General features: G+C 38.2%; 21 protein-coding genes. 16 read left to right on the top strand and 5 right to left on the bottom strand.

Going from position 1 to position 25,720, the window contains the following annotated elements:
* The first annotated feature begins 4 nt into the window (after nucleotides 1–4).
* The 8 genes from ACRD69_RS12170 to ACRD69_RS12135 all read left to right on the top strand — a co-directional run bounded on the left by ACRD69_RS12170 (nucleotide 5) and on the right by ACRD69_RS12135 (nucleotide 8,515).
* On the top strand, nucleotides 5–1,243 hold the full coding sequence (locus ACRD69_RS12170; RefSeq protein WP_430815367.1) for a phenylacetate--CoA ligase family protein: 1,239 nt from the start codon (nucleotides 5–7) through the stop codon (nucleotides 1,241–1,243).
* 45 nt (nucleotides 1,244–1,288) lie between these two features.
* Nucleotides 1,289–2,029 (top strand): WecB/TagA/CpsF family glycosyltransferase, encoded by a 741-nt coding sequence (locus ACRD69_RS12165; RefSeq protein WP_430815366.1) that lies wholly within the window; start codon nucleotides 1,289–1,291, stop codon nucleotides 2,027–2,029.
* A gap of 18 nt (nucleotides 2,030–2,047) precedes the next feature.
* Entirely contained in the window at nucleotides 2,048–3,271 is a 1,224-nt protein-coding gene (locus ACRD69_RS12160) for an O-antigen ligase family protein (RefSeq protein ID WP_430815365.1), read from the top strand.
* Nucleotides 3,272–3,572: 301 nt separating this feature from the next.
* Nucleotides 3,573–4,187 (top strand): DUF6266 family protein, encoded by a 615-nt coding sequence (locus tag ACRD69_RS12155; protein ID WP_430815364.1) that lies wholly within the window; start codon nucleotides 3,573–3,575, stop codon nucleotides 4,185–4,187.
* A gap of 302 nt (nucleotides 4,188–4,489) precedes the next feature.
* Nucleotides 4,490–5,605, top strand: a complete 1,116-nt coding sequence (gene gmd, locus ACRD69_RS12150; RefSeq protein ID WP_430815363.1) for a GDP-mannose 4,6-dehydratase — start codon at nucleotides 4,490–4,492, stop codon at nucleotides 5,603–5,605.
* Between the two features lie 111 nt (nucleotides 5,606–5,716).
* Nucleotides 5,717–6,079: a GxxExxY protein gene (locus ACRD69_RS12145; RefSeq protein WP_430815483.1), complete on the top strand. Its 363-nt coding sequence runs from the start codon at nucleotides 5,717–5,719 to the stop codon at nucleotides 6,077–6,079.
* 51 nt (nucleotides 6,080–6,130) lie between these two features.
* Nucleotides 6,131–7,240, top strand: coding sequence for a GDP-L-fucose synthase family protein (locus tag ACRD69_RS12140; protein ID WP_430815362.1), 1,110 nt, complete (start codon nucleotides 6,131–6,133; stop codon nucleotides 7,238–7,240).
* A 225-nt stretch (nucleotides 7,241–7,465) separates the two neighbouring features.
* Nucleotides 7,466–8,515, top strand: a complete 1,050-nt coding sequence (locus ACRD69_RS12135; RefSeq protein WP_430815361.1) for a mannose-1-phosphate guanylyltransferase — start codon at nucleotides 7,466–7,468, stop codon at nucleotides 8,513–8,515.
* A 130-nt stretch (nucleotides 8,516–8,645) separates the two neighbouring features.
* On the opposite strand, the gene ACRD69_RS12130 is transcribed toward ACRD69_RS12135, so the two are convergent.
* From ACRD69_RS12130 to ACRD69_RS12110, 5 genes are all read right to left on the bottom strand, one after another.
* Nucleotides 8,646–9,620 carry a T9SS type A sorting domain-containing protein gene (locus tag ACRD69_RS12130; RefSeq protein WP_430815360.1) on the bottom strand — a complete coding sequence of 325 codons (975 nt, stop codon included), beginning with the start codon at nucleotides 9,618–9,620 and terminating at the stop codon, nucleotides 8,646–8,648.
* Between the two features lie 290 nt (nucleotides 9,621–9,910).
* Nucleotides 9,911–10,975 (bottom strand): glycosyltransferase, encoded by a 1,065-nt coding sequence (locus ACRD69_RS12125; RefSeq protein WP_430815359.1) that lies wholly within the window; start codon nucleotides 10,973–10,975, stop codon nucleotides 9,911–9,913.
* Nucleotides 10,975–11,742, bottom strand: coding sequence for a glycosyltransferase family 2 protein (locus ACRD69_RS12120; protein ID WP_430815358.1), 768 nt, complete (start codon nucleotides 11,740–11,742; stop codon nucleotides 10,975–10,977). The genes ACRD69_RS12125 and ACRD69_RS12120 overlap by 1 nt, the downstream gene beginning before the upstream one ends.
* A gap of 12 nt (nucleotides 11,743–11,754) precedes the next feature.
* A complete protein-coding gene (locus tag ACRD69_RS12115; protein ID WP_430815357.1) occupies nucleotides 11,755–12,510 on the bottom strand; it encodes a GIN domain-containing protein in 756 nt (251 codons plus the stop codon).
* Nucleotides 12,510–13,655 (bottom strand): acyloxyacyl hydrolase, encoded by a 1,146-nt coding sequence (locus tag ACRD69_RS12110; RefSeq protein WP_430815356.1) that lies wholly within the window; start codon nucleotides 13,653–13,655, stop codon nucleotides 12,510–12,512. The genes ACRD69_RS12115 and ACRD69_RS12110 overlap by 1 nt, the downstream gene beginning before the upstream one ends.
* A gap of 176 nt (nucleotides 13,656–13,831) precedes the next feature.
* Here ACRD69_RS12110 and ACRD69_RS12105 point away from each other — a divergent pair, with 176 nt between their 5' ends.
* The 8 genes from ACRD69_RS12105 (at nucleotide 13,832) to ACRD69_RS12070 (ending at nucleotide 25,045) form a co-directional block, all read left to right on the top strand.
* Nucleotides 13,832–15,484, top strand: a complete 1,653-nt coding sequence (locus ACRD69_RS12105) for a hypothetical protein (protein ID WP_430815355.1) — start codon at nucleotides 13,832–13,834, stop codon at nucleotides 15,482–15,484.
* A gap of 132 nt (nucleotides 15,485–15,616) precedes the next feature.
* Entirely contained in the window at nucleotides 15,617–17,014 is a 1,398-nt protein-coding gene (locus ACRD69_RS12100; RefSeq protein WP_430815354.1) for a sugar transferase, read from the top strand.
* Between the two features lie 10 nt (nucleotides 17,015–17,024).
* Entirely contained in the window at nucleotides 17,025–17,828 is an 804-nt protein-coding gene (locus ACRD69_RS12095; protein WP_430815353.1) for a DUF4296 domain-containing protein, read from the top strand.
* Nucleotides 17,828–18,322, top strand: coding sequence for a hypothetical protein (locus ACRD69_RS12090; RefSeq protein WP_430815352.1), 495 nt, complete (start codon nucleotides 17,828–17,830; stop codon nucleotides 18,320–18,322). Before ACRD69_RS12095 ends, ACRD69_RS12090 begins: the two co-directional genes overlap by 1 nt.
* Entirely contained in the window at nucleotides 18,322–19,149 is an 828-nt protein-coding gene (cysQ, locus tag ACRD69_RS12085; RefSeq protein WP_430815351.1) for a 3'(2'),5'-bisphosphate nucleotidase CysQ, read from the top strand. The genes ACRD69_RS12090 and cysQ overlap by 1 nt, the downstream gene beginning before the upstream one ends.
* A 160-nt stretch (nucleotides 19,150–19,309) precedes the next feature.
* Nucleotides 19,310–20,485: a phosphoglycerate kinase gene (locus ACRD69_RS12080; protein WP_430815350.1), complete on the top strand. Its 1,176-nt coding sequence runs from the start codon at nucleotides 19,310–19,312 to the stop codon at nucleotides 20,483–20,485.
* Between the two features lie 270 nt (nucleotides 20,486–20,755).
* Nucleotides 20,756–21,982: a 3-deoxy-D-manno-octulosonic acid transferase gene (locus tag ACRD69_RS12075; RefSeq protein WP_430815349.1), complete on the top strand. Its 1,227-nt coding sequence runs from the start codon at nucleotides 20,756–20,758 to the stop codon at nucleotides 21,980–21,982.
* Between the two features lie 543 nt (nucleotides 21,983–22,525).
* Nucleotides 22,526–25,045 carry an adenosylcobalamin-dependent ribonucleoside-diphosphate reductase gene (locus tag ACRD69_RS12070; RefSeq protein ID WP_430815348.1) on the top strand — a complete coding sequence of 840 codons (2,520 nt, stop codon included), beginning with the start codon at nucleotides 22,526–22,528 and terminating at the stop codon, nucleotides 25,043–25,045.
* The last annotated feature ends 675 nt before the right edge of the window (nucleotides 25,046–25,720 follow it).

The following is a 25,720-nucleotide window of genomic DNA, read 5'->3' as shown; positions in this document are numbered from 1 at the left end:
ATAAATGTTCGGATTTAGAATAATTGATTTAATCAGGGGAACGAAAACTGTACCTTTTTTTAAGCGCTTAAAAGATATTCAGTTTAATGATTCAGATTTTTTAACACAACAGTCTGAAAGATCTTTAAAAGATTTGTGGGAAGAGGTAAAAGGTGTTGACTATTACAGTGGATTTAATGATTTAAAGGATTTACCTGTATTATCAAAAGACTTAATAAAAAAAGAACCAAGTAGGTTTTTAAATAATGAGATTAATAGAAAAAACTGGATTAGAAAGAAAACAGGTGGTTCAACAGGCATCCCTTTTGTGTATTATACAAGTAAAAAATCACAAAGTTACCTGTGGGCTGGGATATTGCTGTCGTGGGATGCAGCAGGTTGGAAACCAGATGATAAAATTGTGTTTCTGGCAGGAAGTTCAATTATCGGACGCGGATGGAAGCAAAAGATCTATTATCGCCTGATGAACGTAATTCCATTGGATTCATTTGACATGTCTTCGACAAAAATGAATTGTTACCTTAATATTCTTAAAAACAAAAAGATAAGATTTGTTTATGGATATGCTAATGCTATTTATCACCTTGCTAAATATAATATTGAGCATGATGTAGGTGTTAAATTGCAATCAGTCATTTCCACCGCTGAAAATTTAAAGCCTATAATGAGAAAGACAATAGAAGATTCTTTTGATTGTGAGGTTTTTAATCAGTATGGTTGCAATGATGCTGGGTTAAGTGCTTTTGAGTGTAATAAGCATAAAGGACTGCATGTTATCAATAGCCGGGCCCATATTGAGGTTATTAATGAGGAATTAATTTCGACTGATTTAGCTAATAATGTTATGCCAATGATTCGCTATAATAGTGGTGATAGAGTGCAACTATCAACCAATTTATGTGAATGTGGACGCGGTTTTCCGCTAATAAAAGAAATTTATGGGAGGTCCAATGATATTATACGAAACGCTGAAACAGGAGCTATTATTCATTCTGAATTTTTTAATCACCTATTTCGAGAGGATTCAGAAATTTATACATACCAAATAAAGGTTAACCCAATTAACATTCATATTAATATTATTACGATAGAAAAAACAGCTAAAAAGGTTCAGTCTGAAGATTTTTATTTAAAAATAATTGCGGAAAAGACAGGTTACAAATCTGTTACTGTAAATTATAATAAGGAACTTATGACTTCAGAAAACGGCAAAGTAAAGACTATAATAAATGAAGAGCTGTAAATGATCTTTCTAAATCAAGCTAATAATAAATAGAAGACTGATATAATGAGTCAAAAAGCTAATATACTAAATTGTCATGTTGATAAGTTGACAATGGATGAGACAATTAAATTGATCGATAAGTCAATTCAAAATAAGTCAAAACTACAACATGTTGTCGTTAATGCTGCAAAGCTTGTTAACATGCAATCAGATATTGAATTGCATAATTCAGTTGTTTCGTGCGATATTATTAACGCTGATGGGCAAGCGGTTGTATGGGCAAGTAAAATATTAGGAGATCCGCTTCCAGAGCGTGTTGCCGGTATTGATATAATGGAGAACCTGGTCGTGCTCGCTTACCAAAAGAATTATAAAATATTTTTCTTGGGCGCAAAAGAAAAAATAGTAAAAGCAGTTGTTGATAAATATTCCAGGATATATTCATCAGATATTATTGCCGGTTATAGAAATGGATATTTCAAAAAAACAGAGGAGAGGGATGTAGCTAAACATATTGCCTCTAGTGGTGCTGATATCTTATTTGTTGCAATAACTTCTCCAAAAAAGGAGAATTTTCTTAGTCAAAATAGTGATTTATTGGCAAGAGTTAGCTTTACAATGGGTGTTGGCGGGAGCTTCGATGTAGTTTCCGGCTTTACCAAAAGAGCTCCTGTATGGATGCAAAAGGTAGGATTGGAGTGGTTTTATCGATTCGCTCAGGAACCAAAACGCATGTGGAAAAGGTACTTGAGAACTAATACATTGTTTATTTGGTATGTGCTTAAAGCTAAATTTGGCTCATAAGAGAAAAGTTTTTGCCTAATGTTTTTAGATATATTTAAACATTTAAGTGACAAAGCAAAAGAAAAAAGAGGAAAAGGAGTTTTTTTATTATTACTCCTTTTGTTTTTTTTAACAGATACTTTAAATGTTGTAATTCCAGGTTTGAGTGATGGTAAGTTTGGTTATACTTCACCCTATACCATGCTTTCATCAATTAGCAAGGGTGCCTTTTTAATGTGCTACTGTATTTACGCCTTGCTTTTCCACACTAAGAAATTTCTTATTGTTACAGGTACTCTCCTTATTTTTTTCATTACAGCTTACTTTACTTATCCTGAAGAGGATTTTTATTTCTATTTCACATGGATCATTAGACCTGCAAAACTTATTCTTCCGTTTATTTTGTTCGACATTATTAAGCATGTTAGGATAGAATCTGTTAATAAGGTTTTTAATGTGTTTGCAGCCCTAATTGCGTTACAGTCAGTTGTCGTCATAATTGCATTCTTGTTTGGGATAGATTTTTTTCTTACATATGGTGATAACCGATTCGGTTATATTGGACTAATTGAAGCGCGAAATGAGGCCACATTTTATTATGCAATTGCTGTTATTTTCTTGTTACGCCAATGGCAGGTTAAAAAAACGAAATTACATTTGATTTTAATGTCGCTGGCATTGATTGCTTCTGCACTTCTTGGAACAAAGGCCGTTTTTATCCTACATGCATCACTAATGATATATATGGCACTATCGCAAAATAAGTTTAATAAACTTGTGTTATTGTCGGTATTATTCGTTTTGGGAAGTATTCTGTTATATTCTTTCTACTACTTTGGAGCTTTTGATTTTTTTATCGAATATTTACATCAGTCAGACTGGTTGACAATGATAACATCGTTCAGAAACTTACTGATTCAGGAACGCTTACCTGTCGTCTTTTCTAAATGGGAATGGTATAACTATTTATTTGGAGGAATAAATCCTACTAACAGTTATGTGGAGATGGATATAATTGATTTATTCACATTTAGTGGTCTTGTGGGTTCAATTATTTTTTATTGGATGCTCTTTAAATCACTTTTTAAGTTTTCAAAAAAGAATTATTTAGGGTGGTTCCTGGTTAGTCAATATATAATAATTGGAGGTCTTGCAGGTCATGTCTTTGCCAGTGGAATCAATGCAATTTATTTAGCTTTGACGTGTTATTATTTACAACAGACAGAAATGAACCTAAAGGAGTGCAAGGAAGAGAGAGGATAAAATAGTTAGCAGAATTAAATACAGTTTTAGATAGTAAAACCCACCTCATACCAAGGTGGGTTTTCTTTTTCCATAAATATTAGTCGCCTCTATTTCTCTTTTGTTAAAAGTTAATTGCTAATGAAGTTAAGTTCAGACTAAACTCATACCAAATTCATACTAAATTCAGATTAAAGTCGACTCTGATTGAATTTAACTTGACTTTAGTCTGAATTTAATGTAACTTAAATATGAGTTTAATAAGAGTTTATTATGCTTGAAAAAGATGTGTCAATGAAGTTTAATAATTAACCGGTAAGCTATGGCCAGATTCAAAAGTATTAATGATGGAACATCAGGAAAGGTGGGAAATGTAATTACTTACCAAATGTATGGTAAAAGTTACATGCGTTCATTGCCAGGGCAGTATACGGACAAGAAGTCGGAGAGGCAATTGGCACAGCGTCAGAAAATGCAATTGGTTAACAACTTTTTAGGACCATATAAAGATGTGTTGCGCCTCACCTTCAAAAATGAAGCTGTTGGTCGTTCTGCATTTTTGGCAGCCAAGTCTTATAATATCTTACATGCTATAAGAGGAGAGTATCCAGATCAATACATTGATTATAATCAAGCCTTGGTAAGCACCGGAACCGTTTTTTTTCCCCAAGAAGCACGTGCGGAACGTATTGATGAAGGATTACATTTCTATTGGAAGAATGAAGGTCTAAATAGCCCTCACGATTCTTTATTGGTAATTGCCGGTTTACGCGGTCAACATGCTGTAATGTATAAACAAACAGAGGCTCAACGTTTAGAAGAGTCATATGTATGGAAATTGGATTTGCAACGACATGAAACGTACGATGTTTGGATGGTGTTTCGTGATTACAGAGAGAGAGGGTTTAGTAATAGCGTTTGGTTGGGACAGTATTAAAGATAAGAAATCGTGAATCATAAGGGGAATCTGTTTAGAAATGAGTTAATAGATCTGAGTCACATAAATCACCAATAGAATTAAGGATTCTGTGATTTTCAGAAATCGATGCTTTGTAAGTTATATTTTCAATTAACTATTTGTTCTATGCGAATACAGCTCTTACTATTGGAAAATACTAAAGATAAAGTGATATTTGTAATTCAATGAGGCTAAATTCAAAATAAAAATGTTAGTAATTACTCATTGATTTAAAGGGGCATGTTATGTCTCTTCCTTTTAAAACAGCAAATAACTACTACATGTCAAAAATAGCATTAATTACTGGTGTTACCGGTCAGGACGGCGCTTACCTAGCCGAATTTCTATTAAAAAAAGGATACATCGTACATGGTATCAAACGTCGTTCATCGCTTTTTAATACTGATCGTATTGATCATTTGTACCAGGATCCTCATGTGGAGAACAGAAATTTTATTTTGCATTATGGAGATTTAACGGATTCGATGAACCTGACACGGATTATACAGGAGGTGCAGCCAGATGAAATCTATAACCTGGCGGCTATGAGTCACGTGAAGGTTAGTTTTGATACCCCTGAATATACTGCCAATGCCGATGGCTTAGGTACTTTGCGTATCCTGGAGGCTATTCGTCTACTGGGTTTGACTGAAAAAACAAGAGTATACCAGGCATCGACATCAGAGCTATATGGTTTGGTGCAGGAAGTGCCTCAAAAAGAAACAACACCTTTCTATCCTCGTTCACCATATGCCGTTGCCAAAATGTATGCATACTGGATAACAGTGAACTATCGTGAGGCCTATAACATGTTTGCCTGTAATGGTATCTTGTTTAATCACGAAAGCCCCTTACGTGGTGAGACATTTGTAACGCGCAAGATTACACGTGCCGTATCAAAAATCGCTTTGGGAATGCAGGATTGCCTGTACCTGGGTAATATGGATGCCAAGCGTGACTGGGGACACGCCAAAGATTATATTAAAGCCATGTGGTTGATACTTCAGCAGGATACAGCAGAAGACTATGTGATTGCCACAGGTGTGACAACAACCGTTCGTGATTTCGTTAGAATGGCTTTTGCTGAAGTGGGTATTGAGCTTGAGTTTAAAGGCGAGAAGGAACAGGAAGTAGCTGTTATAAAGGCTTGTACTAATCCGGAGTTCCAGGTTGCCATTGGTACAGAAGTGGTGCGTGTTGACCCGGCTTATTACCGTCCAACAGAAGTGGAACTGTTGATTGGTGACCCAACAAAATCGAAAGAGAAATTGGGCTGGGAGCCTGAGTATGACTTAGCCGGTTTGGTAAAGGATATGATGGAGTCGGATGTGAAGCTGATGAAGAAAGACCGCTATTTGAAAGATGGTGGGTATGAGGTGTTGAATTACTTCGAGTAATTCTTTCTCGGAAAGAGTCTTAATAAAGTTTCACGCAAAGACGCAAAGAAAAAAAGCAACGCAAAGGCCGCTAAGTTAATATACATTTATTACAATGATGACTGAAATGAAATAGCTCAAATAGTTGTAGATACTGCGTTTCATTTACACAAAACAATTGGTCCTGGTATTTTAGAATCAGCGTATGAGCATGCTCTCAGATATGATCTTGAGGAAAGAGGACTAAATGTACAAAGTCAGGTGGCCATGCCTTTTGAATATAAGAGTGTAAGGCTTGAAGTAGGTTATCGAATTGACTTACTAGTGGAGGATAAAGTAATTGTTGAGATTAAATCTGTCGAGCAATTGGCTCCTTTACATTTTGCACAAACATTAACGTATTTGCGTCTATCCGATATAAAACTTGGATTACTTATTAATTTCAATTCAAAATTGCTGAAAGACGGGATTCATCGTCTGGTTAATGGATTATAATCTTCGCGTTCTTAGCGTAAACTTTGCGCTCTTCGCGAGAAACTAATGGTTATGAATAAAGACGCTAAAGTGTATATTGCTGGGCATAAGGGATTAGTCGGCTCTGCCCTATGGAAGACACTACAAAATAAAGGTTACACGAACCTTGTTGGTCGTTCAATTGATGAACTGAACCTGATGGATGCAGTGGCGGTTGATCAATTTTTTGCTGAGGAAAAGCCGGAGTATGTGATTTTGGCTGCTGCAAAAGTTGGTGGTATTGTGGCCAATAACACTTATAGGGGGCAGTTTATATACGAGAACCTGATGATTCAGAATAATGTGATTCACTCGGCTTATGTGCATGGCGTGAAGAAGCTGTTATTCCTTGGGTCTACCTGTATTTATCCAAAGCAGGCACCTCAGCCAATGCCTGAAGATTGCTTGCTGACTTCACCATTGGAGTACACCAATGAGCCATACGCTATTGCAAAAATTGCAGGTATTAAGATGTGCGAGTCCTACAATCTGCAATATGGTACCAATTTTATTTCAGTAATGCCAACCAACCTGTATGGGCCCAATGATAACTTCGATCTGGAGAAGTCGCATGTATTGCCTGCCCTGGTTCGTAAAAACCACTTGGGTAAATGCCTGCAAAATAACGACTGGTCAGCCCTACGTGCCGATTTGGATAAAAATCCGATTGAAGGTATCGACGGCAGTAATTCAGAAGAAGAAATACTCGAGAAGTTAGATAAATACGGCATTCGCATTAATTCGCTCAATTCGGACAGTAATTCGGCTACCTCGCGTGTTTCAATAGAAATATGGGGAACAGGCAAACCAATGCGTGAATTCCTTTGGTCTGAAGAAATGGCCGCTGCCTGCGTGTATGTGATGGAGAATGTGGATTTTAAGGATACCTTTAATGCAGATGATAAAGAAGTGCGAAACACCCACATCAATATTGGTACAGGTAAAGAGATATCCATTAAGCATCTGGCTGAGACCATCAAAGAGAAAATTGGTTTTGAAGGAGAGCTGGTTTTCAATACCGATAAACCTGATGGTACAATGCGAAAGCTGACTGATCCATCTAAGATTCATGATCTGGGATGGCATCATCAGATTGATATTGAAGAGGGTATTGAGAAGATGTATAAGTGGTATAGGAAATAAGTTGATTTCGCGCAAAGTGCGCAAAGATTTTATGAATCGCCAATTTTGTCATTCGGATTTTTGGAATTTATAAGAATATCTTGTTTACTTGATAAAAACCTAAAAGAGGGTTAATTACTCTGTTTTAACCTTTGCGCCCTTTGAGAAAATATTTATTTTGCTTCCTTGCGAGATGTGAAACCTGGCGTTATTTGCAATATTAACTTAGCGCCCTTTGCGAGAACTATGAACAACAACTACCTAATCATAATGGCCGGCGGCATCGGATCGCGTTTTTGGCCGATGAGCACACCTGAAATACCCAAGCAATTTCTTGATATATTGGGGACAGGACAAACAATGATTCAGCAGACCATAAAGCGCCTGAATGGGATTGTGCCCATTGAAAATGTATACATTGTAACCGGCAAGCGATACAAAGCATTAATCAATGAGCAGTTGCCTGAAGTGAAGGATGAGCAAATATTGATGGAGCCATGTATGCGCAATACAGCGCCATGTATTGCCTATGCAGCTTATAAGATCAATAAAAAGAATCCGGATGCTAATATTGTTGTGGCTCCGTCTGACCACCTAATCACCAATGAAACGGAATTCAGGAGAGTTATTGCTGATGGATTGGGTTTTGTGGCATCCAATAATGTGTTATTGACACTTGGTATTCACCCTCATCGTCCGGAGACGGGTTATGGGTATATACAGGCTGGAGAGAAGGTTAATGACGGAACGAACAAAGTGTTGGCCTTTAAAGAGAAACCAAATCTTGAAACGGCACAGGAATACATTAACGCAGGTAATTACTTTTGGAATGCGGGCATTTTCCTGTGGTCGGTTAAAAGTATTTTGAGTGCCTTTGAATCGTACTTGCCTAAGCTAAGCGATATCTTTAAATTCGGAGAAAGTGTATATTATTCTGATGGAGAGCAGGCTTTTATAGACGAGCATTTTCCGCAATGTGAAAACATCTCCATTGATTATGGCATTATGGAACATGCCGATAACATTTATGTGATGCCGGCCGATTTTGGCTGGTCCGATTTGGGAACATGGGGAAGCCTTTGGGAAAAACGGGAACGTGATGATCAGGGGAACTCTGTGGTTGGAAATACCGTTAAGATCTATGACTGTGAAAATAATATTATCACTGTCCCGGATGGACGAAAGGTGGTGCTCCAAGGCTTAAAAGATTATATTGTAACTGAAGCCAATGGTGTGTTTATGGTTTGTCAAAAAAGTGAAGAGCAGCGCATCAAGGAGTTTCAGAAAGATAGTTAAAGTAAATGCTCAGAGTTCACGCCAAGTTCGCTAAGGAAAGCGCAAAGAACGCAAAGGATTTTATTTAAAACTTTGCGTTCTTTGCGCTTTTTATCGTTGCGGCCTTTACGAGAAACGTTCTAAACAGGGGCTAAGGAATCACCAGTTTTTTAGTTCCAACTATCCCATTCGTATACGTAACTTTGACAATATAAATGCCCTTTCTCAGGTCATTTACAGGAATAAAACGTGAATTTGTTACGCCTCTTATTTGTTTCACCTTTGTGCCTGCTGTATTATAAAGCTCTATATTCTTTATTAATAAACTACTATATACTGTAATGGCTCTTTGGGCTGGATTTGGATGTATATGGAAGTTAGCGACAACAGAGTGAGAAATATTTGTGGAACCTGGGTTTAGACAGATGCTAATGTTATCAATTGCAATTTCGTCGCGGGAACCACTTCCTCCATTATCATCAAATGTGAATTTCAGGTAATATTCAGAATTATTTGATAGTGTAATGTCCTGATTGAAAGATTGATTTTGCTTAATCCATTGTGGATTATCACTCCTTAGTTTTGTAGTAAAATAGTCAAGTGATGAATGATGGGAAAAGTTTGTTTGGTCAAATGAAGTGGATAGAATAATTGAGCTAGAGCGATCTTCATTGTTCAGTTCGTAAATATCATAGGATATTTCTATGGTTTTGGTATCAAAACCTGTGTTGTTAGTCAATTTAATAATAATATCACCAGGTGACATATCTTCACGTGTTGGCTGAACACCAATTGCCACATCAGTATCGGCTATTTCAAAGGCATAGATTCCTCCTGTTGTTTTGTTACCGGTCGATAATCCCCTGGCAAAATCCTTTTTGTTATTGGAGTCTCCAAAGTCAAGATCACCCTCAGAAGTACCCCTTACGATAATGCCTTTGGAATTAAGCTGGCCGGGTTCCGGGCTTGGAGAAAAACCTGAGCCGGAAAAGGCTCCGTTATTGATGCCATCAGTTGTTTGGTCAAAGGTGATGACTGTCGTTTTATTGAGCTGTTGAACAGATAGCTGTGCACAAATGCAACTGCTTATTAAGAAAGCTCCAAATGCAGTAAGAAGTTTATTCATAACAATGAGTTGAATTAATAATTACTACAACGAATTATAAATTCAAGATCAGGAAAACAATAGGTTTTGCAAGAGTAAGTCCGAAATTTAAGTTTCACGTAAAGGCGTCTACCAATTTCACAAAGATCGCAAAGAGTATGGTGTTGCCATTCTGAACTTTGCGGTCTTTGCGTTTTATCCTTTGCGTTCTTTTCGAGAGCTATTTTTATCTTGAACACCCTCTTGCAACTATTACTTAAAATTGGAAAGCCAATTGTTTGAGTAATGCAATAAACGAAAGGTCGTATTGATCACCTGTTTTTTAATATGGTATTGAACAGGGAGCAAATATTTTTTTCAAAGATATCGAATGCAAAGTTTTGTTGAAGACGCTTAAAGGCATTTAAGCCAACATGTTTGTTGGTGTCGATCGTTTTGATTATATCAGTTAATTTCTGAGCAACTGCCATTGCATTTCGTTCAACCAAGAAGCCGGTTTTGCCATCTTCTAATAATTCTTTAATTCCTCCTGTGTCAGTTGACAAAACGGGAATGCCCAAGGTCATTGCCTCCAGTATGCTGTTTGAAATTCCTTCACGCTCTGACAGTAAAACGAATAAGTCTGCATCTTGCATTAATTTTGTGGGCTGATTAACAAAGCCTGTAAACAGAAATGTATCTTCCAGCTTCAGGTTTGCTACCTGCGTTTCAAATTCCTTTTTATTCCGACCTTCGCCTATGATTCTTACTTCCAGTTTATTTAGTATTGATTTATCAAGCCTGGAAATAGCATCGATTAATAACCCATAGCCCTTTTGTTTGGTAATGCGTCCGCTACTGACGATAACGAATTTAGCACCATTCTTTCCGTGCATGAATTGGTCTTCAGAATTAAAACCCGGAATTCCATTATACAGTACATGGATAGGATGCTTGTCAAACAACGAATATTGCTTTAGCTCTTCCTTTAAATAGTGGGCATTGACAATCAACCCATCGTTTAGTGATCGATAATTAAGACGGTGCCAAAATGGAATGTTCATCTTACGACTTACGCCAAGGCGCATCAGGTGTTTAATGCCCAGCTGTCGAGAAAGGATGCCACACATGAAATATTCTTTCTTCTTGGTGCTGACTATTAAATCAATCCTGTTTTTAAGGATAAATCGTTTGAGAGCGTAAAAGGTTTTTAGATCCAGGTAGGACCGGAATGGCAGGCAGGTAGCGTTATTATATCTGCCAAATTTATTTAAAAGAGCATCAGATTTCCCGATAAAGAATAGCTGGTGTTCTGTTGAAAGCGCCTTCATGGCCATGGATGTCCATTTCTCATTACCTCCCCAGGCTTTAGCAGAGCATACAAAGAGAATATTCATTAGTTGATGCCTTTTATTGCTTTAATGCGTTTTGTATTAATGGTATCACTATATAGTTCCTGATTACTGCCATAGTTATTTCTCAAACCTTCATCACCGTGGGAAAGGTGGTTGGCAATGGCATAAAACTTCAGGTTGTAGGCTTTAACACCTGCGTGTATCAGTCGAATCGCGAACTCTTTATCATCGGGGCCTTTGCCTGTCATTGTTTCTTCATAACCGTTCACTTTAATGGCATCATCGAGCCAGTAGGCCATATTACATCCTCTGACTCCTTTTACCTTCTTACTATCGTAAAGTAAGTGTTGATGTGCCATTGCAAGGTATTTACTTCTATAGTTTGAAAGGTCTCCAAATTTGAGTGTCTGGCAATATGTTGTGGTGTCTGTGTCCGAAATATTAGTTCTTCGTCCAATAACCAGGCGGTTTTTCTTTGCGAAGTTCAAATGGTCTTTGACAAAATCTTTGTCGCATAAAATATCACCATCAATCTGGATGATATAGGGGAAAGCGGCTAGTTTAATCGCTTTGTTACGGATGGCATTGATCCGGTAGCCCTTGTCCTCTTGCCAAACATGAAGTAGTGGGCAGGGAAAGTCCTTTCGAAATTTCTCAACAACTGCTTTTGTCGAATCTCCGGAACCATCATCAGCCACAATAACTTCATTAGGTAATATTGATTGTTGGGCTATGCTTTGTAGGCATAAACTAAGGGCTTCAGGCCAGTTATACGTCGTTAAAAAAAGGCTTACTTGTGGCTTCTTCATAAGTTAAGTATGTTAGTCGATCTTAATTAGTTTGCCGCAGCATTTCAAATAGGGTACTTTGATGGATTCATGCTGGATAATAGGATCTCCTTTGTAAAAAGTATCGCCGGAGGAATAGGTTTTAACGTTTAAATTTTTAGATGCGAATACTTTGCAGTCCCCAATCGATTTATGTTTTACCTGAACAGTTTCACATTCAAGGTTAAGAGCATTTAGATTGACACTTCCTTCGATAGTGAAATTGGATGAGGTGGTATTGCCGGCAATAAAGAAATTTCCAATGTTGTTATTGCCATAAACACTCAATGATAATTTTTGACAATTAACGTTTAGTTCAATCTCCGAAAATTTAGCACCTCCATTGACAACCATCGCAAAATTATCTGATTCGATGGTTTCAGGAGCAACCAATTCAAAAGCCATGTTAGCGGTTACACGTTGTAAGTATTTAGCCGAGATACCTACTTCAATTAATTTACTTTTTTGGATGTAATATTTCTTGTTGTGACTGATAGAGAGCGTTTCGCTGTTGGCACTTAACTCCAGGTTTTCAACGAGCCTTTTTATTCCCTTTATAGAAATTTCATCGCTTTCGTTGTTGTGAAGTACAATTTGAACCGGGGCGTCAATTACAATGTTTTTAATGGTTCCGACTGTTTGAGAAGCCTCAATGATCTCACCTTCATCTGTTAAGTTTTGAATATATTCACATGAAGTGGCAGTCAGAATTAATAATAAAGGTGATATGAGTTTGAAGAGTCGATACATTAAGCTTTGTCTTTGGTTTTATATTTAATGCGATACCCTAATCCAAATTCAAGAAATTCGGAACGGAAAAAGCTTGCTTTGACACTAAAATTAGCAATTAAATTTTTTGTAAGATAGTGTCTGATTCCCATTCGGGGATAAAGTGGTTGTGGAGGCTTTATATTCGTATGTAAATATGCTCCGAGATTGACGAACAGTGTTGTTTTCCCCAGGAAAACATTATAGGAGGCAAACAATCCATTAAACAGATAATGACGGCTTGAAAAATTTACTTCTTCATCATACTCTTCAAAGGCCTCCCAGCTGTGGGGTGCAGTTTCTGAATAGAACTGATCAAAGCCGATACCAATTGCTTTCTTTTTATTCAGATACCAAAGATGGTTAATGCTCAGACTCCCATTCCAATACAGTGATTCATTATAAGGGGTGCTTTGGCTTCGTCCTATGCTGCCCACAATAATGATGTCACGCTCTTTACTTTTGGGAGCTTCAATTTTTTCAAGACCAGGTGTGTAATTTTCGTTAAAATGATATTTTGCGCCAATACTGGCTGTTAAGGTATTGACTCCATGGTTTGGCTTTCGGGCCGCACCGTTTGATAAATGGGTTAACGATAAGCTTGTTGACAAGGAGAGGTTTTTGCTGAGACGATAATCCATAAGTAAAGCTAATCCGATGTATGCATTTAGGTGGGAGCTAAATACCGTGTTGTAAGTGTTGGATTCAATATCGAATGGTTTGGTTGCATATCCAAGTCCCATTGACACTTTATTTTGTATGGATAACTTTGAGCTGCGATGAATATTGTAGTTAATATAGGGAAACAGCGCTAAACCAGAACCATAAATGTCCCGATTGCCAAAAGTACCGTAGTAAAAACCTATCCCTATTTCGGGGTAGTTGAAATAAGCTTCCCAACTGCTTTTCGAAAACAGAGAACGTCCATAGGTAATTTCAATGCCTCCGGAAAAATCTTCAATGAAATACATCATATTGGCATGATGGGGAACCACTAATCCACCATGAAACCGTGCTGTAAGATACGTGTGCCGCGGGTTTACATTGTCCCATTCATTAGAGACCTGTGCATAAATTGCCCATGTTTGGATTAATGACAGAAGGAGTGAGCTTAGTAGGTTTCTCAATGTTGTTACCAATTATGATTATGTGGCGAATATAATAAAAAAGAAAGGCTTATAATTATAAATATGTTTTGGTAAATGCTAATCTTAAATAATGATTAAACAGTTTCAATGGTTAAAGTATATCTTTGTCGTTTAAAATAGCAGTACTACCTGAAAAATAGAACAAACAAAACCCTATGGATTATAAATTGGTTAGAATTGGACTTCTTGCTGCATTGATGGTAATTAGCAGTATCACCATGGTTGCTCAGGAAAAGCTTAAATACGATGTTTCGTTTCATTCATTAGCTTCATCAGATGAAATACGTCCCATGTGGTTGGTCGCAAATGATTGGGGACGGTTTAAGCAGTTTGATTCTTCCGAATCACTTCTGGAATTGGGTGGAAGCTATAAGGTTTTTAATACCAAAAATTTCGCCTTAGATGCAGGCATTCGAGGCTTGGTTAACTTTGATTTTTCTGAAAGTGCACTACAGGAAGCTTATTTAAGAGGAAGCTTATGGTTTGTTGATTTTTCTGTTGGTAAAGAACAATATTCACCGGTCATTATAAATGACGAATTAACTTCCGGCTTGTTTTTATGGAATTCGAATACCCGACCAATTCCAAGGGTAACTGTTGGTATTTTTGATTATTTGCCCATAGGTTTTGCAAAAAACTGGATAGAAATAAAAGGCGGTATGTCTCAAGGGTGGTTGAATGATGAACGTATAGAGAAAAGCAACAGTGCCAGCGATGTGCTATTACATGAGAAGTTTGCATATATGCGTTTGGGTAATACGAAAGTAAAGCCTTATGTCGGATTAATTCATTCGGCTTTGTATGGTGGTACACGCCCTGATGGAACAGAGATACCAATAGATTTTTGGGCGACTTTTACGGCCAGTGGTTCTGCCACACTAGGAGGTGGGGAGGAAACCAATGCTGCCGGTGCACATATGGGCATGTGGGATTTTGGATTTAACTGGCAAGCAGATTTTGGAGATTTACATTTTTACTGGCAAAAGCCGTTTGCTGATGCTTCAGGCTTGAAGATTTACAATGGAGATAATAAGGATTATACCATTGGTGCACTTGTTCAGCTAAAGAACAAAAGTTGGTTGTCGGGTTTTTCGCTTGAATTCTTTAGGTCAGATTTTCAATCTGGTTACGGTATTCCAGACCCTTTATACCCTCAGTCCTATACCGATGAGTCGGGTAATACCTTTAAAGAGGGATCTATCATTTGGATGCATGAGATAGAGGATTTTGATCATTTTATGCATACAGTATTTCCTGATACAGAGGGCACATCCGGCTGGACAGAAGAGGAGGTAATGTACGAATTGGAAGTTCGATTAAATGAAGGGAATAAATACGGTGGGCGTGATGACTATATGAATAATGGCTCCTATTACAATGGATGGGTGTACAATGGAATGAATATGGGAACCGCTCTTTATCATACATCGGAGAAAGTAAGAAAATACGCAACTCCCTGGGATGAATATGGTCAGGTTAATTTCTATAATAACAGGGTTAAGGGTATTCATTTAGGGGCTGAAGGATTCATTACACCAGCCTTAAAATATCGATTTAAATCAACTTTCACGATTAATAAGGGTAGTTATGGCGAAGAATTTCGTGGGCGATACAGTTGGACAAGAACAGAAAATTATTTTTTTTCGGACAGTAAAAAACAGGTTTATTCTTTGTTAGAGCTGAATTGGCATACGCCATGGTTAGAAGGTTTGCAGTTAAATGCAAGATTAGCTGTTGATTCAGGGGAACTATATGATTCAACAGGAGGTCAATTAAGTATTATTTATTCTCCTGTAATAAAGAAATAGTTCAGACCACGAATTTTGTTAAGCTATTTACTTATTTTTGTTGGTTGAAAATTAAAAAGTATACAGTTTGTTTGGAGCAGAAAACCCGGCCCTCACGCTACTGTATTAAGATATAAATAAAACACACACAGAATGCTAAAAGAAAAAGAAAGAGTTGTTTATAATTTCTTAGCGGTTCTTGACGCAATTATAGCATGGATAGCCCTAGATATTGCTTTCTATATTTACTTTGGACAATACACTTTCTTAAGCAATAAAGATTCTATCATCCTGCACCTTGTAGTGTTAGGACTCTGGTTTTTCTTGTCGAAAGCTTTTCGGGCCAATGAAATTTACCGTTCAAGGCCTTATTCTATTTTGTTGTTTAATGTCATTGGCCTGACATTAATGGGGGTTGGAGTACTGGCTTTGGCAGTTTTTACCTTTAACCTTCACTACATTGGTATTGCACCTTTAATGTATTTCGGAGGTGTATCTGCCTTATTACTGTTTGGTCTTAAGGTAATATTTTTCTCATACCTGAAAAGGGCCAGGCGTAAAGGTTTGAATTATCGTAATATATTGATAATTGGTGATGTGTCTGCCTTAACTTTTATCAACCAGGTGATGAAATATAAAGAATGGGGCTATCGTATTACTGGAGTTGTTGGTAGCGAGGAGTTGAAAGAGCGCTTAGGAGATTCGGTCACTGTCTTACCTGAAGATACGGATGTTGACAAGATTATTGAAGATAAAACGATTGATGAAGTAATTTACTGCCAGGAAAAGGCACGTATGGAAGATATTATGTCATTATTGACAAGTTGTAATGAACTGGGGGTTGTTTTCCGAATGTCATCACCATTCTTTAATATGTTGACCAATAAGACACATCTACACTACTTTGATACAACACCGGTTTTGACCATATCCAATACACCAATGGATTATTTGATGTTAAAGGTAAAGAGTGTGATTGATTTCCTTGTTTCATTTATTGCGATTACTGTCTTTTCACCGGTTTTCATTGGCATATCCCTCGCAATAAAACTAAGCTCTAAAGGTCCTATCTTCTTTAAACAGAAACGTGTCGGTATTCGTGGGCGAAAGTTCTGGGTATATAAATTCAGAACAATGGTAACCAATGCAGAAGAATTGAAGGCCAGCTTAATGGAACAGAACGAAATGGACGGACCTGCCTTTAAAATGGCCAGGGACCCAAGGATAACCGGGATTGGTCATTTCTTAAGGAAAACTAGCTTGGATGAATTGCCACAGTTTTTCAATGTTCTAATGGGTGATATGTCTATTGTTGGTCCACGTCCTCCTGTTCCTGCAGAAGTGCGTGAGTATGAACGCTGGCAATTACGCCGCTTATCGATGAAGCCTGGAATAACATGTATATGGCAAATCTCACCGAGTCGTAATGATGTTTCCTTTGAAGACTGGATGCGCATGGATCTGGAATATATTGACAATTGGTCACTACGATTGGATTTTGTTATTATCCTAAAAACCATTCGCACCATGTTAAGGGCTGATGGTAAATAATCTGATAGCTATGTTAAGATATATAAGCATTTTAGCAGTTCTTCTTGTTTTAGCCAGTTGTTCAACACGCCCAAGGGTGCCGCGCAACCTTCCTGATGAAGGGGAAATGGCCCAGGTACTCGCCGATATCTACCAGGTTGAGAGTGTGTTGGGTCAAACGCGCATGTCTTATAATTCGAGCAAGGATGATAAGGTCTCGGGCTACTATAAATATGTGTTGGATCAGCATGAGATGACTAAGGTCGAGTTTGATACAGCCATGTCATGGTATTCAGCTAATCCGACAGTATTGTCAGATGTGTATGAGGAAGTGATAGAGATTTTAAGTCGCCGTGATGCTGAGTTGAAAAATAAAATCAATAAGGAAAAAGACGAGCGCAAGGTAATATCTAAAATACCCGGTAAAACAGAGCTGTGGAATGATACAACAGCATTTGAATTACCTTTCGATACGAAAGATTCGTTGGATAACAGGATTCCTTATGATGTGAAAGTTGATTCCTTAAGTAACGGAATTCTTAGATTGAATGCCAGTTATAAGTTTACAGAAGGTGGTTTCCTGGATAGTGCCAAAATGATGATGGTTGCCTGTTATGCCGATAGTACCAAGGATACCTTATCTCATCAGATTCATAAGTCTTTTAATAAGGTCAATGGTAATATTTCACACAAAGTTATCAAGAGTAAGCAGTTGATAAATGTTAGTGGATACTTATTCGATCACGACACCAGCAACATATCAAAGGTTAACATTGAAGGTGTGAAGATGACCTTTATTCCTACAATGGGGGCTGAAGAAATGGAGCTGCACTAATGCGAAAGGTTAGTGCGCATTATTACTTAAGGCCTGACGGAACGTTGGGAAAACGTCCGGTTATTGAATTCGATGATGCAGGAGTTATAGTTAGAATTCGTGAATTGGGTGATAGCTTTAGAGAAGAACCGGGGCTGGAATACTATCCGGGAATCATGATTCCTGCTTTTGTGGCTACAATAGATGGCGCTGATGCTTCGATATCGAAAAAACAAGCGCGGAAAAACGGTGTTCTTCGGATAAAAGAAGGCGATTCTACTCTAAATGAGACAGATTATTTGCAGGCCTGGACTGCTGTGAAATCAAATTCTAAGGCTGATTCATTATTAACTCGGTTGACAAAGCACACTCGAGATGCAGCCCGACTTATTAGTGCTGAAAAGTGGGGGATTCTAAAAGAGGGTACTCAGCCTGGGATACTTGTTCTGCAGAATGTCGATTTACGAGACTTGACCTTAACGGAGAAAACCAGTTTTAAAATAATTCAGAAATAATGGAACGTTTGACTGCATTGGCTATTGAAGCTGCGCTAAAAGCCGGTAAAGAGATAATGACTGTATTTAATTCAGATGATTTTGGTGTACGCTTGAAAAGTGATGATTCGCCTTTGACGGAAGCTGATTTAAAAAGTCATCAGATTATTGAGTCATTTTTAAAACCAACAAACATTCCTGTTTTAAGTGAAGAAGGTGAAGAGTTATCTTACGAAGTTCGGAAGGATTGGACAAGGCTATGGATTGTTGATCCTTTGGACGGGACTAAGGAATTTGTAAAAAGAAGTGGTGAATTTACAGTCAACATTGCCCTTATCGAAAATCAAAAGCCTGTAATGGGCGTTGTATTTGCTCCTTATTTGGGAAGCCTGTATTGGGGAGATGAGAATGGAGCCTTTAAATCCGATTTGCAAAGTGACTGGGTGCAACTTTCATCATCATTAATTGAGGAGCTTGAGGTGCAAAGTTTGCCATTGTCATCTCCTGATGTTATGACAGTGGTAGCCAGTGTAAGTCACTTCTCAAAGGAAACAGAAAGCTTTGTCAATGCACTTAAAGAAATAGAAGGTGAAGTCAATCTGGTATCGCGGGGTAGTTCTTTAAAGATGTGCCTTGTGGCCGAAGGCTCTGCTCATATCTATCCGCGCCTTGGTCCAACCATGGAGTGGGATACCGCCGCAGGACAAGCGGTTATTGAGGCTGCAGGTGGGCAACTATTTGATTGGAGAACCAAAGAATCCATGTTGTATAATCGTGAAGACTTATTGAATGGCTGGTTTTTAGCGACAGGGAAGGGTGTAAAAACAGACGATTTTTGGCTGCTTTAATTGCTTAATTAGCATCAGATTAAACAATCATCTTTTTAATTGAAGCAATTCTTCGTTAAAGAACTTTAAATTGCAATTCAAATACTGATTTTTATCACAATACCACTTATAATTTTTTATCTTTGCGGTTCATTGTTGAATTATAAAAATCACTACACAAATGGCTGCAATTGACAGTTTTAATTTCGCAGGAAAAAAGGCGATCATCCGAGTGGATTTTAACGTGCCTTTGAATGATAAATTCGAGATTACAGACGATACGCGTATTCGTGCTGCTGTACCAACTATTAAAAAGGTATTGGCCGATGGCGGAGCTGTAATTTTAATGTCTCACTTAGGTCGTCCAAAGGGCGAGGCTAAGCCGGAGTTCTCATTAAAGCACATCGTAGCTCACCTTTCTGCTACTTTAGGTGTTGATGTAAAATTTGCACCAGATTGTATTGGTGATGAAGTAAAAGCAATGGCTGCTGACCTTAAAGGTGGAGAAGTTCTGTTGTTGGAAAACCTACGTTTCCACAATGAAGAGACCAAAGGTGATGAAGGGTTTGCCAAGCAGTTATCAGAATTAGCTGACGTTTATGTAAACGATGCTTTTGGTACAGCTCACCGCGCTCACGCATCAACGACTATCATCGCTCAGTTTATGGATGAGAAGATGGCTGGTTATTTATTAGATAAAGAAATCAAATTCTTAGGTGATACGGTAGAAAATGCTGAAAAGCCATTCGTTGCTATCGTAGGTGGTGCTAAAGTGTCAGGTAAATTAGAAGTATTAAAGACATTGATTACAAAGGTTGACACTATCTTGATTGGTGGTGGTATGGCATACACTTTCCTTAAGGCTCAGGGACACAATGTAGGTAACTCATTGGTTGAAGAGGATTTGGTTGAGACAGCTAAGCAAATCTTAGTTGACGCTGAAAAGAATGGTGTTAACTTCATGTTACCTGTTGATAACCTGGCAGCAGATAAGTTTGCTGATGATGCAGACATAATGGAAGTTGGTAATGATATTCCAGAAGGTCGCATGGCATTAGATGTTGGTCCTAAAACGACAGCGGCCTACTCTGCAGAGATTGCAGGTGCTAAAACTGTGGTGTGGAATGGTCCTATGGGGTGTTTCGAAATGCCTAACTTCTCAAAAGGTACTTTCGGCGTTTGTCAGGCTGTAGCTGATTCTTCAGCTGTTTCTATTATTGGCGGTGGTGATTCTGTTGCTGCTGTTAACAAGAGTGGATTGGCTGACAAGATGAGTCACATCTCTACCGGAGGTGGTGCATCTTTGGAGTTCCTTGAAGGAAAAGAACTTCCTGGTGTAAAAGCTATTCGCGGATAATTACTATCTGAAAATATATGGAAAAGCCTGTTGACGTAAGTTGACAGGCTTTTTTTTTACTGACAATCGTTTATTGTATGATGTGAAGAGTTATTCATTAATTGATTAACTGTCGAATTGTTGAACTGTTGAAAGTATAGTAGTCTAGTGTATAACACCCAACATCTCACATCCCCGCATCTCACATCCATACATCCCCACATCCAAAAATCATCATACATAAATCGTAAATCCAAGACCAACTCTTATCTTTGCCAAAAAAACAGATTAATGACATTGTTATATAATATCGGTATAGCTGCATATTCAGGACTTATAAGGCTGGCTTCATCTTTTAATAAAAAGGCCCGGCAATTGTGTTTCGGTCGAAAAATTACGGCGCAGATACTGCCTAAAATTAAGCTGGAAGGAAAAGTGATCTGGATTCATGCGGCTAGTCTTGGTGAGTTTGAGCAAGGACGACCAATCATTGAGAAACTAAAAGAGCGGCATCCTCAATATAAAATTGTGTTGACCTTCTTTTCCCCCTCTGGGTATGAGGTGCGAAAGAATTTTGAACTGGCTGATTTTGTATTGTATTTGCCCGCTGATACTAAACGTAATGCCCGTCAGTTTATAGATGCGATTCATCCTGACAAGGTGTTTTTTATTAAATATGAATTCTGGTATCACTTTTTGACAGAGTTAGCCAGTCGACAAATACCGGTATATGGTGTTTCAGTGATATTCAGGAAAGAACAATCGTTTTTTAAGTTCTATGGTTCGTGGTTCAGAAAAATGTTGTCAGCTTTTAATAAGTTTTATGTGCAGGACGATGTGTCAGGTGAATTATTAAAGAATATCGGTTTCACCAATTATTCGGTTGCCGGAGATACCCGTTTTGATCGTGTTCGTGATATTGCCATGGAGTCAAAGGATTTTGAGATTGTCCGGCAGTTTGTGGGAGACTCCCAAAAAGTCATTGTAGCGGGAAGTAGCTGGGCTCCTGATGAAGATATATTGATCGATTATATTCAGAATGTGAATAAAGAGGTGAAATTGATCATTGCACCTCATGAGATTCACAAAGAACATATTAGGCAAATAGAGTCCAAGTTGCAAGTTCCTTATTTCAAATATACGGAGGCGGAAAGTGCTTCAACTGAAGCCCGGGTTTTAATAATCAATACCATTGGTATGTTATCTGCCATCTATAAATATGGACAGGTGGCATATATCGGTGGTGGTTTTGGTGTTGGTATTCATAATACGCTCGAAGCGGCTACTTATGGTATGCCGGTTTTATTCGGGCCCAATTTCCGAAAGTTCAAGGAGGCAAGAGATTTGATTGACCTTGGAGGAGGATTTACCATTCAAAGCGGAACTGAGTTTAAAGAACGTATGGAAGAGTTTTGGAGTGATCCGTTAGCACTAGCTGAATCATCAGAAAAAGCAGGTGAGTATGTTAATAAAATGTGTGGCGCAACTTCATTGATCATGAAGGAAGTTTTTGGCTAATATATAGACTTTATAATAGCAAAAGCCGGTAGATTTTTATTTACCGGCTTTTTGTTTTGTATAATCCTGATTGCAGGAAAGTGTCAGTTTGGTTCTGGTATCTTTTGGGGTAATATGTCCTTTTTCATTTTGCTTTTTAACAAGCTGTTGATAACATTCCAAAAAATGGACAGGGCATTCAGTTTTGAGAGTTGTAATTCATGCGCTTCATCAATTTTATTTAAAAAACATGAGTAAATACAGGGCTTCTAATATTTGCAATAGCAAACCTGATTTTTTAAGCTTGTGTTGATAAAAATTTCGTTTTGGACAACTTTGGGGGTGGTGTAAAAATGCTAAAAGACAGATAAAGAGGCTTTAAGAAAAAAGTTTTGGACAACTTTTGTTGTTTGTTGATAACTATTGTTTGCGCAAAAGTAACAGCGTTGCTACCTTTGAAAAACAGAAAAACAGGGAATAAAAAATACTAAATACCATTTTATCAACGTCTTAAATATTTGTGAGCAAATGGCTGTTAAAGAAATCGACCTAAAAACTAAAAATGTGAGTAAAACGTATACCTATGATGAAGCTTTTGATGCATCGCTTGAGTATTTTCAAGGGGATGAGTTAGCCGCGCGCGTGTGGGTTAATAAATATGCGTTAAAAGATTCTGATGGTAATATTTACGAGTCTAACCCGGATGAAATGCACTGGCGATTAGCTCGTGAAATAGCTCGTATTGAGGAGAAGTATCCTAATCCTATGATCGTTACCAAGCTGTACGATTTAATGAAGAATTTCACTTATATCGTGCCTCAGGGTGGACCTATGTCGGGTATTGGGAACAATAACCAGATAGCATCTTTATCTAACTGTTTTGTGATTGGTGATGACGGGCCATCTGATTCATATGGTGGAATCATGAAGGTTGACCAGGAGCAGGTTCAGTTAATGAAGCGAAGAGGAGGTGTTGGTCATGATCTGTCTCACATTCGACCAAAAGGTTCACCGGTAAAAAATTCAGCATTAACATCAACGGGAATTGTTCCGTTCATGGAGCGTTTCAGTAACTCTACACGTGAGGTTGCACAAGACGGACGTCGTGGTGCTTTAATGTTAAGTGTGTCTATTCAACACCCGGATTCAGAGTCGTTCATCGATGCTAAAATGGAGCAGGGTAAAGTAACCGGTGCTAATGTATCTGTGAAGATCGATGATGCGTTTATGCAGGCGGTTGTTGATGGAGAGAAATATACACAGAGTTATCCTGTGGGTGCCAAAAAGCCAACTTACACCAATGATATTGATGCAGGTGCTTTGTGGTCAAAAATTGTTCACAACGCATGGAAATCAGCTGAACCCGGTATTTTATTCTGGGATACCATCATTAAGGAATCAGTGCCTGATTGTTATGCCGACCTAGGCTACCGAACAGTTTCCACGAACCCTTGTGGAGAGATTCCTTTGTGTCCTTATGACAGTTGTCGATTGATAGCCCTTAATTTATATTCATACGTAGAGAACCCATTTACTGAAAAGGCAAAATTTAACTTTGACCTGTTCCGTGAGCATGTGGGGTATGCACAACGTATGATGGATGATATAATTGATCTTGAATTGGAAAAGATCGATGGCATACTAAACAAGATTAAGTCTGACCCTGAGAGTGCAACTGTTAAGCGTGTTGAACGTGAGTTGTGGGAAAATATTCGCAAGAAAGCAGAGGAAGGACGTCGTACTGGTGTTGGTATCACTGCAGAAGGTGATATGTTAGCAGCATTAAACTTACAATACGGTAGTGATGTTGCTGTTGATTTCTCTATTGAAGTGCACAAGAATCTGGCCTTGGCTGCCTATGGTTCATCGGTTGAGTTGGCTAAGGACCGTGGATCTTTCCCGATTTTCGATGCTGCCAAAGAAGCGAATAACCCGTTTGTAAACCGTTTGTTCGACGCTGATCCTAAGTTAAAGGAAAAGATGCTTAAATATGGTCGCCGTAATATAGCAGCCTTAACAATTGCTCCAACAGGAACGACCAGTTTGATGACGCAGACGACTTCAGGTATTGAGCCGGTATTCCTGCCAGTTTATAAACGTCGTCGTAAGGTAAATCCTAATGATCCTGAAACACGCGTTGATTTTGTGGATGAGGTAGGTGACAGCTGGGAAGAGTACACAGTATTTCACCATAAGTTTGTTACCTGGATGGAAGCCAATGGTCATGAAACGGCCAAAAACTATTCACAGGAAGAACTGGATGAGTTGGTTGCCAAGTCGCCTTATTACGGTGCTACATCCAATGATGTGGACTGGGTTAACAAAGTGCGTATGCAGGGTGGTGTGCAAAAATGGGTCGATCACTCAATCAGTGTGACCATTAACCTGCCAAATGATGTGAACGAAGAGCTGGTAGGTAAATTATACGTTGAAGCCTGGAGAAGTGGTTGTAAAGGGGTAACTGTATACCGCGACGGTAGTCGAGCAGGCGTATTGGTTTCCAACGATAAAAAGGAAGAAGAAAAAGAAACGGGATTTCCTAAGAAACGTCCTGCTGAACTGGAAGCTGATGTGGTTCGTTTCCAGAATAACAAAGAAAAGTGGATCGCATTTGTTGGTTTGATAGATGGTAAGCCTTACGAGATCTTTACAGGTCTTTCTGATGATGAGGATGGTATTTTATTACCTAAGTCAGTTCAGACAGGTAAGATCATTAAGAGTCGCGATGAAGACGGAACATCACGTTACGATTTCCAATTCACTAACAAGCGGGGATATAAAACTACTATCGAAGGACTTTCTCATAAGTTTGATAAGGAGTACTGGAACTATGCCAAGTTAATTTCAGGTGTATTGCGTCATCAAATGCCGATTGAAGGTATTATTGACCTTGTAGCGGGACTTCAGTTGGATAGTGAGTCGATCAATACCTGGAAGAATGGTGTTGAACGTGCCTTGAAGAAGTATATTCCGGACGGAACAAAGGCTAAGAAGGGAAAATGTGAAAACTGTGGTTCTGATGAGTTGATCTATCAGGAAGGTTGTCTTATCTGTAAGAGCTGTGGTTCATCAAAATGTGGTTAATATCTGCCCTATATGTAACCGAAAAGAAAAGAGACGTTTATTGAGCGTCTCTTTTTTTATTTTATAAGTTTAATGGTTGAGGAGTTGAGGGACTGTTGAATTGTTTAATAGTTGAGGAACTGTCGAATTGTTTAATCGTCGAATTGATAAGCAAGCTGCAATATGAATATCCCAAGGAAACAAAGTACAACCTCGGATTCATTAGAATAGTTGTGTATGCTTTATAATTTTAGCAGAACTAGGCTTTGAACCAGGAACTCTTAGCCGGGAATACTTATTTTGCTGGTAAAGGCGCAGTAGTTGAATAGTTGAGGGACTGTCAAATTGTTTAATCGTTGAACTGGTGAGTTGTTTTAATCGTGTTATCTGATAACCTGCGTATTTTCTGGTAAGATGTAAATCAATGCTCCACAGAGGGGGCAATGTCATAAAGTTAGGGTTATTAGATCTATATAAAAGACAGAAGGTCTTTAACATCAAAACAAGGGGCATCGCCTTTTAGTTTTCGAAAAGAAGTTTTATAAACGTATAGATCTATGCATCATGTCAATCAGCTCTCCTCCTTACAAAAAGGCTGTATGTTTGTAATAAGAAACACATAAGCCTCTATTGTGTCGTAAATTAGATAAAGTAACAAGTGTCTAATTAATAAACAAGAGGCTTATGCAACGGAAA

Source organism: Carboxylicivirga agarovorans, from assembly GCF_050589845.1.
In the GTDB taxonomy this organism is placed as follows: domain Bacteria; phylum Bacteroidota; class Bacteroidia; order Bacteroidales; family Marinilabiliaceae; genus Carboxylicivirga; species Carboxylicivirga agarovorans.
Note: the sequence above shows the minus strand (reverse complement) of the source record. Positions and strands in the feature narration are given on the sequence as shown.

What these genes read in the sequence shown, in the direction of transcription:
- ACRD69_RS12170 (WP_430815367.1), top strand. Translation starts at nt 5, where the DNA reads ATGTTCGGATTTAGAATAATTGATTTAATCAGGGGAACGAAAACTGTA.
- ACRD69_RS12115 (WP_430815357.1), bottom strand. Translation starts at nt 12,510, where the DNA reads ATGTATCGACTCTTCAAACTCATATCACCTTTATTATTAATTCTGACT.
- ACRD69_RS12155 (WP_430815364.1), top strand. Translation starts at nt 3,573, where the DNA reads ATGGCCAGATTCAAAAGTATTAATGATGGAACATCAGGAAAGGTGGGA.
- ACRD69_RS12125 (WP_430815359.1), bottom strand. Translation starts at nt 10,975, where the DNA reads ATGAATATTCTCTTTGTATGCTCTGCTAAAGCCTGGGGAGGTAATGAG.
- ACRD69_RS12100 (WP_430815354.1), top strand. Translation starts at nt 15,617, where the DNA reads ATGCTAAAAGAAAAAGAAAGAGTTGTTTATAATTTCTTAGCGGTTCTT.
- gmd (WP_430815363.1), top strand. Translation starts at nt 4,490, where the DNA reads ATGTCAAAAATAGCATTAATTACTGGTGTTACCGGTCAGGACGGCGCT.
- ACRD69_RS12075 (WP_430815349.1), top strand. Translation starts at nt 20,756, where the DNA reads ATGACATTGTTATATAATATCGGTATAGCTGCATATTCAGGACTTATA.
- ACRD69_RS12080 (WP_430815350.1), top strand. Translation starts at nt 19,310, where the DNA reads ATGGCTGCAATTGACAGTTTTAATTTCGCAGGAAAAAAGGCGATCATC.
- ACRD69_RS12120 (WP_430815358.1), bottom strand. Translation starts at nt 11,742, where the DNA reads ATGAAGAAGCCACAAGTAAGCCTTTTTTTAACGACGTATAACTGGCCT.
- ACRD69_RS12095 (WP_430815353.1), top strand. Translation starts at nt 17,025, where the DNA reads ATGTTAAGATATATAAGCATTTTAGCAGTTCTTCTTGTTTTAGCCAGT.
- cysQ (WP_430815351.1), top strand. Translation starts at nt 18,322, where the DNA reads ATGGAACGTTTGACTGCATTGGCTATTGAAGCTGCGCTAAAAGCCGGT.
- ACRD69_RS12130 (WP_430815360.1), bottom strand. Translation starts at nt 9,620, where the DNA reads ATGAATAAACTTCTTACTGCATTTGGAGCTTTCTTAATAAGCAGTTGC.
- ACRD69_RS12105 (WP_430815355.1), top strand. Translation starts at nt 13,832, where the DNA reads ATGGATTATAAATTGGTTAGAATTGGACTTCTTGCTGCATTGATGGTA.
- ACRD69_RS12160 (WP_430815365.1), top strand. Translation starts at nt 2,048, where the DNA reads ATGTTTTTAGATATATTTAAACATTTAAGTGACAAAGCAAAAGAAAAA.
- ACRD69_RS12140 (WP_430815362.1), top strand. Translation starts at nt 6,131, where the DNA reads ATGAATAAAGACGCTAAAGTGTATATTGCTGGGCATAAGGGATTAGTC.
- ACRD69_RS12165 (WP_430815366.1), top strand. Translation starts at nt 1,289, where the DNA reads ATGAGTCAAAAAGCTAATATACTAAATTGTCATGTTGATAAGTTGACA.
- ACRD69_RS12090 (WP_430815352.1), top strand. Translation starts at nt 17,828, where the DNA reads ATGCGAAAGGTTAGTGCGCATTATTACTTAAGGCCTGACGGAACGTTG.
- ACRD69_RS12135 (WP_430815361.1), top strand. Translation starts at nt 7,466, where the DNA reads ATGAACAACAACTACCTAATCATAATGGCCGGCGGCATCGGATCGCGT.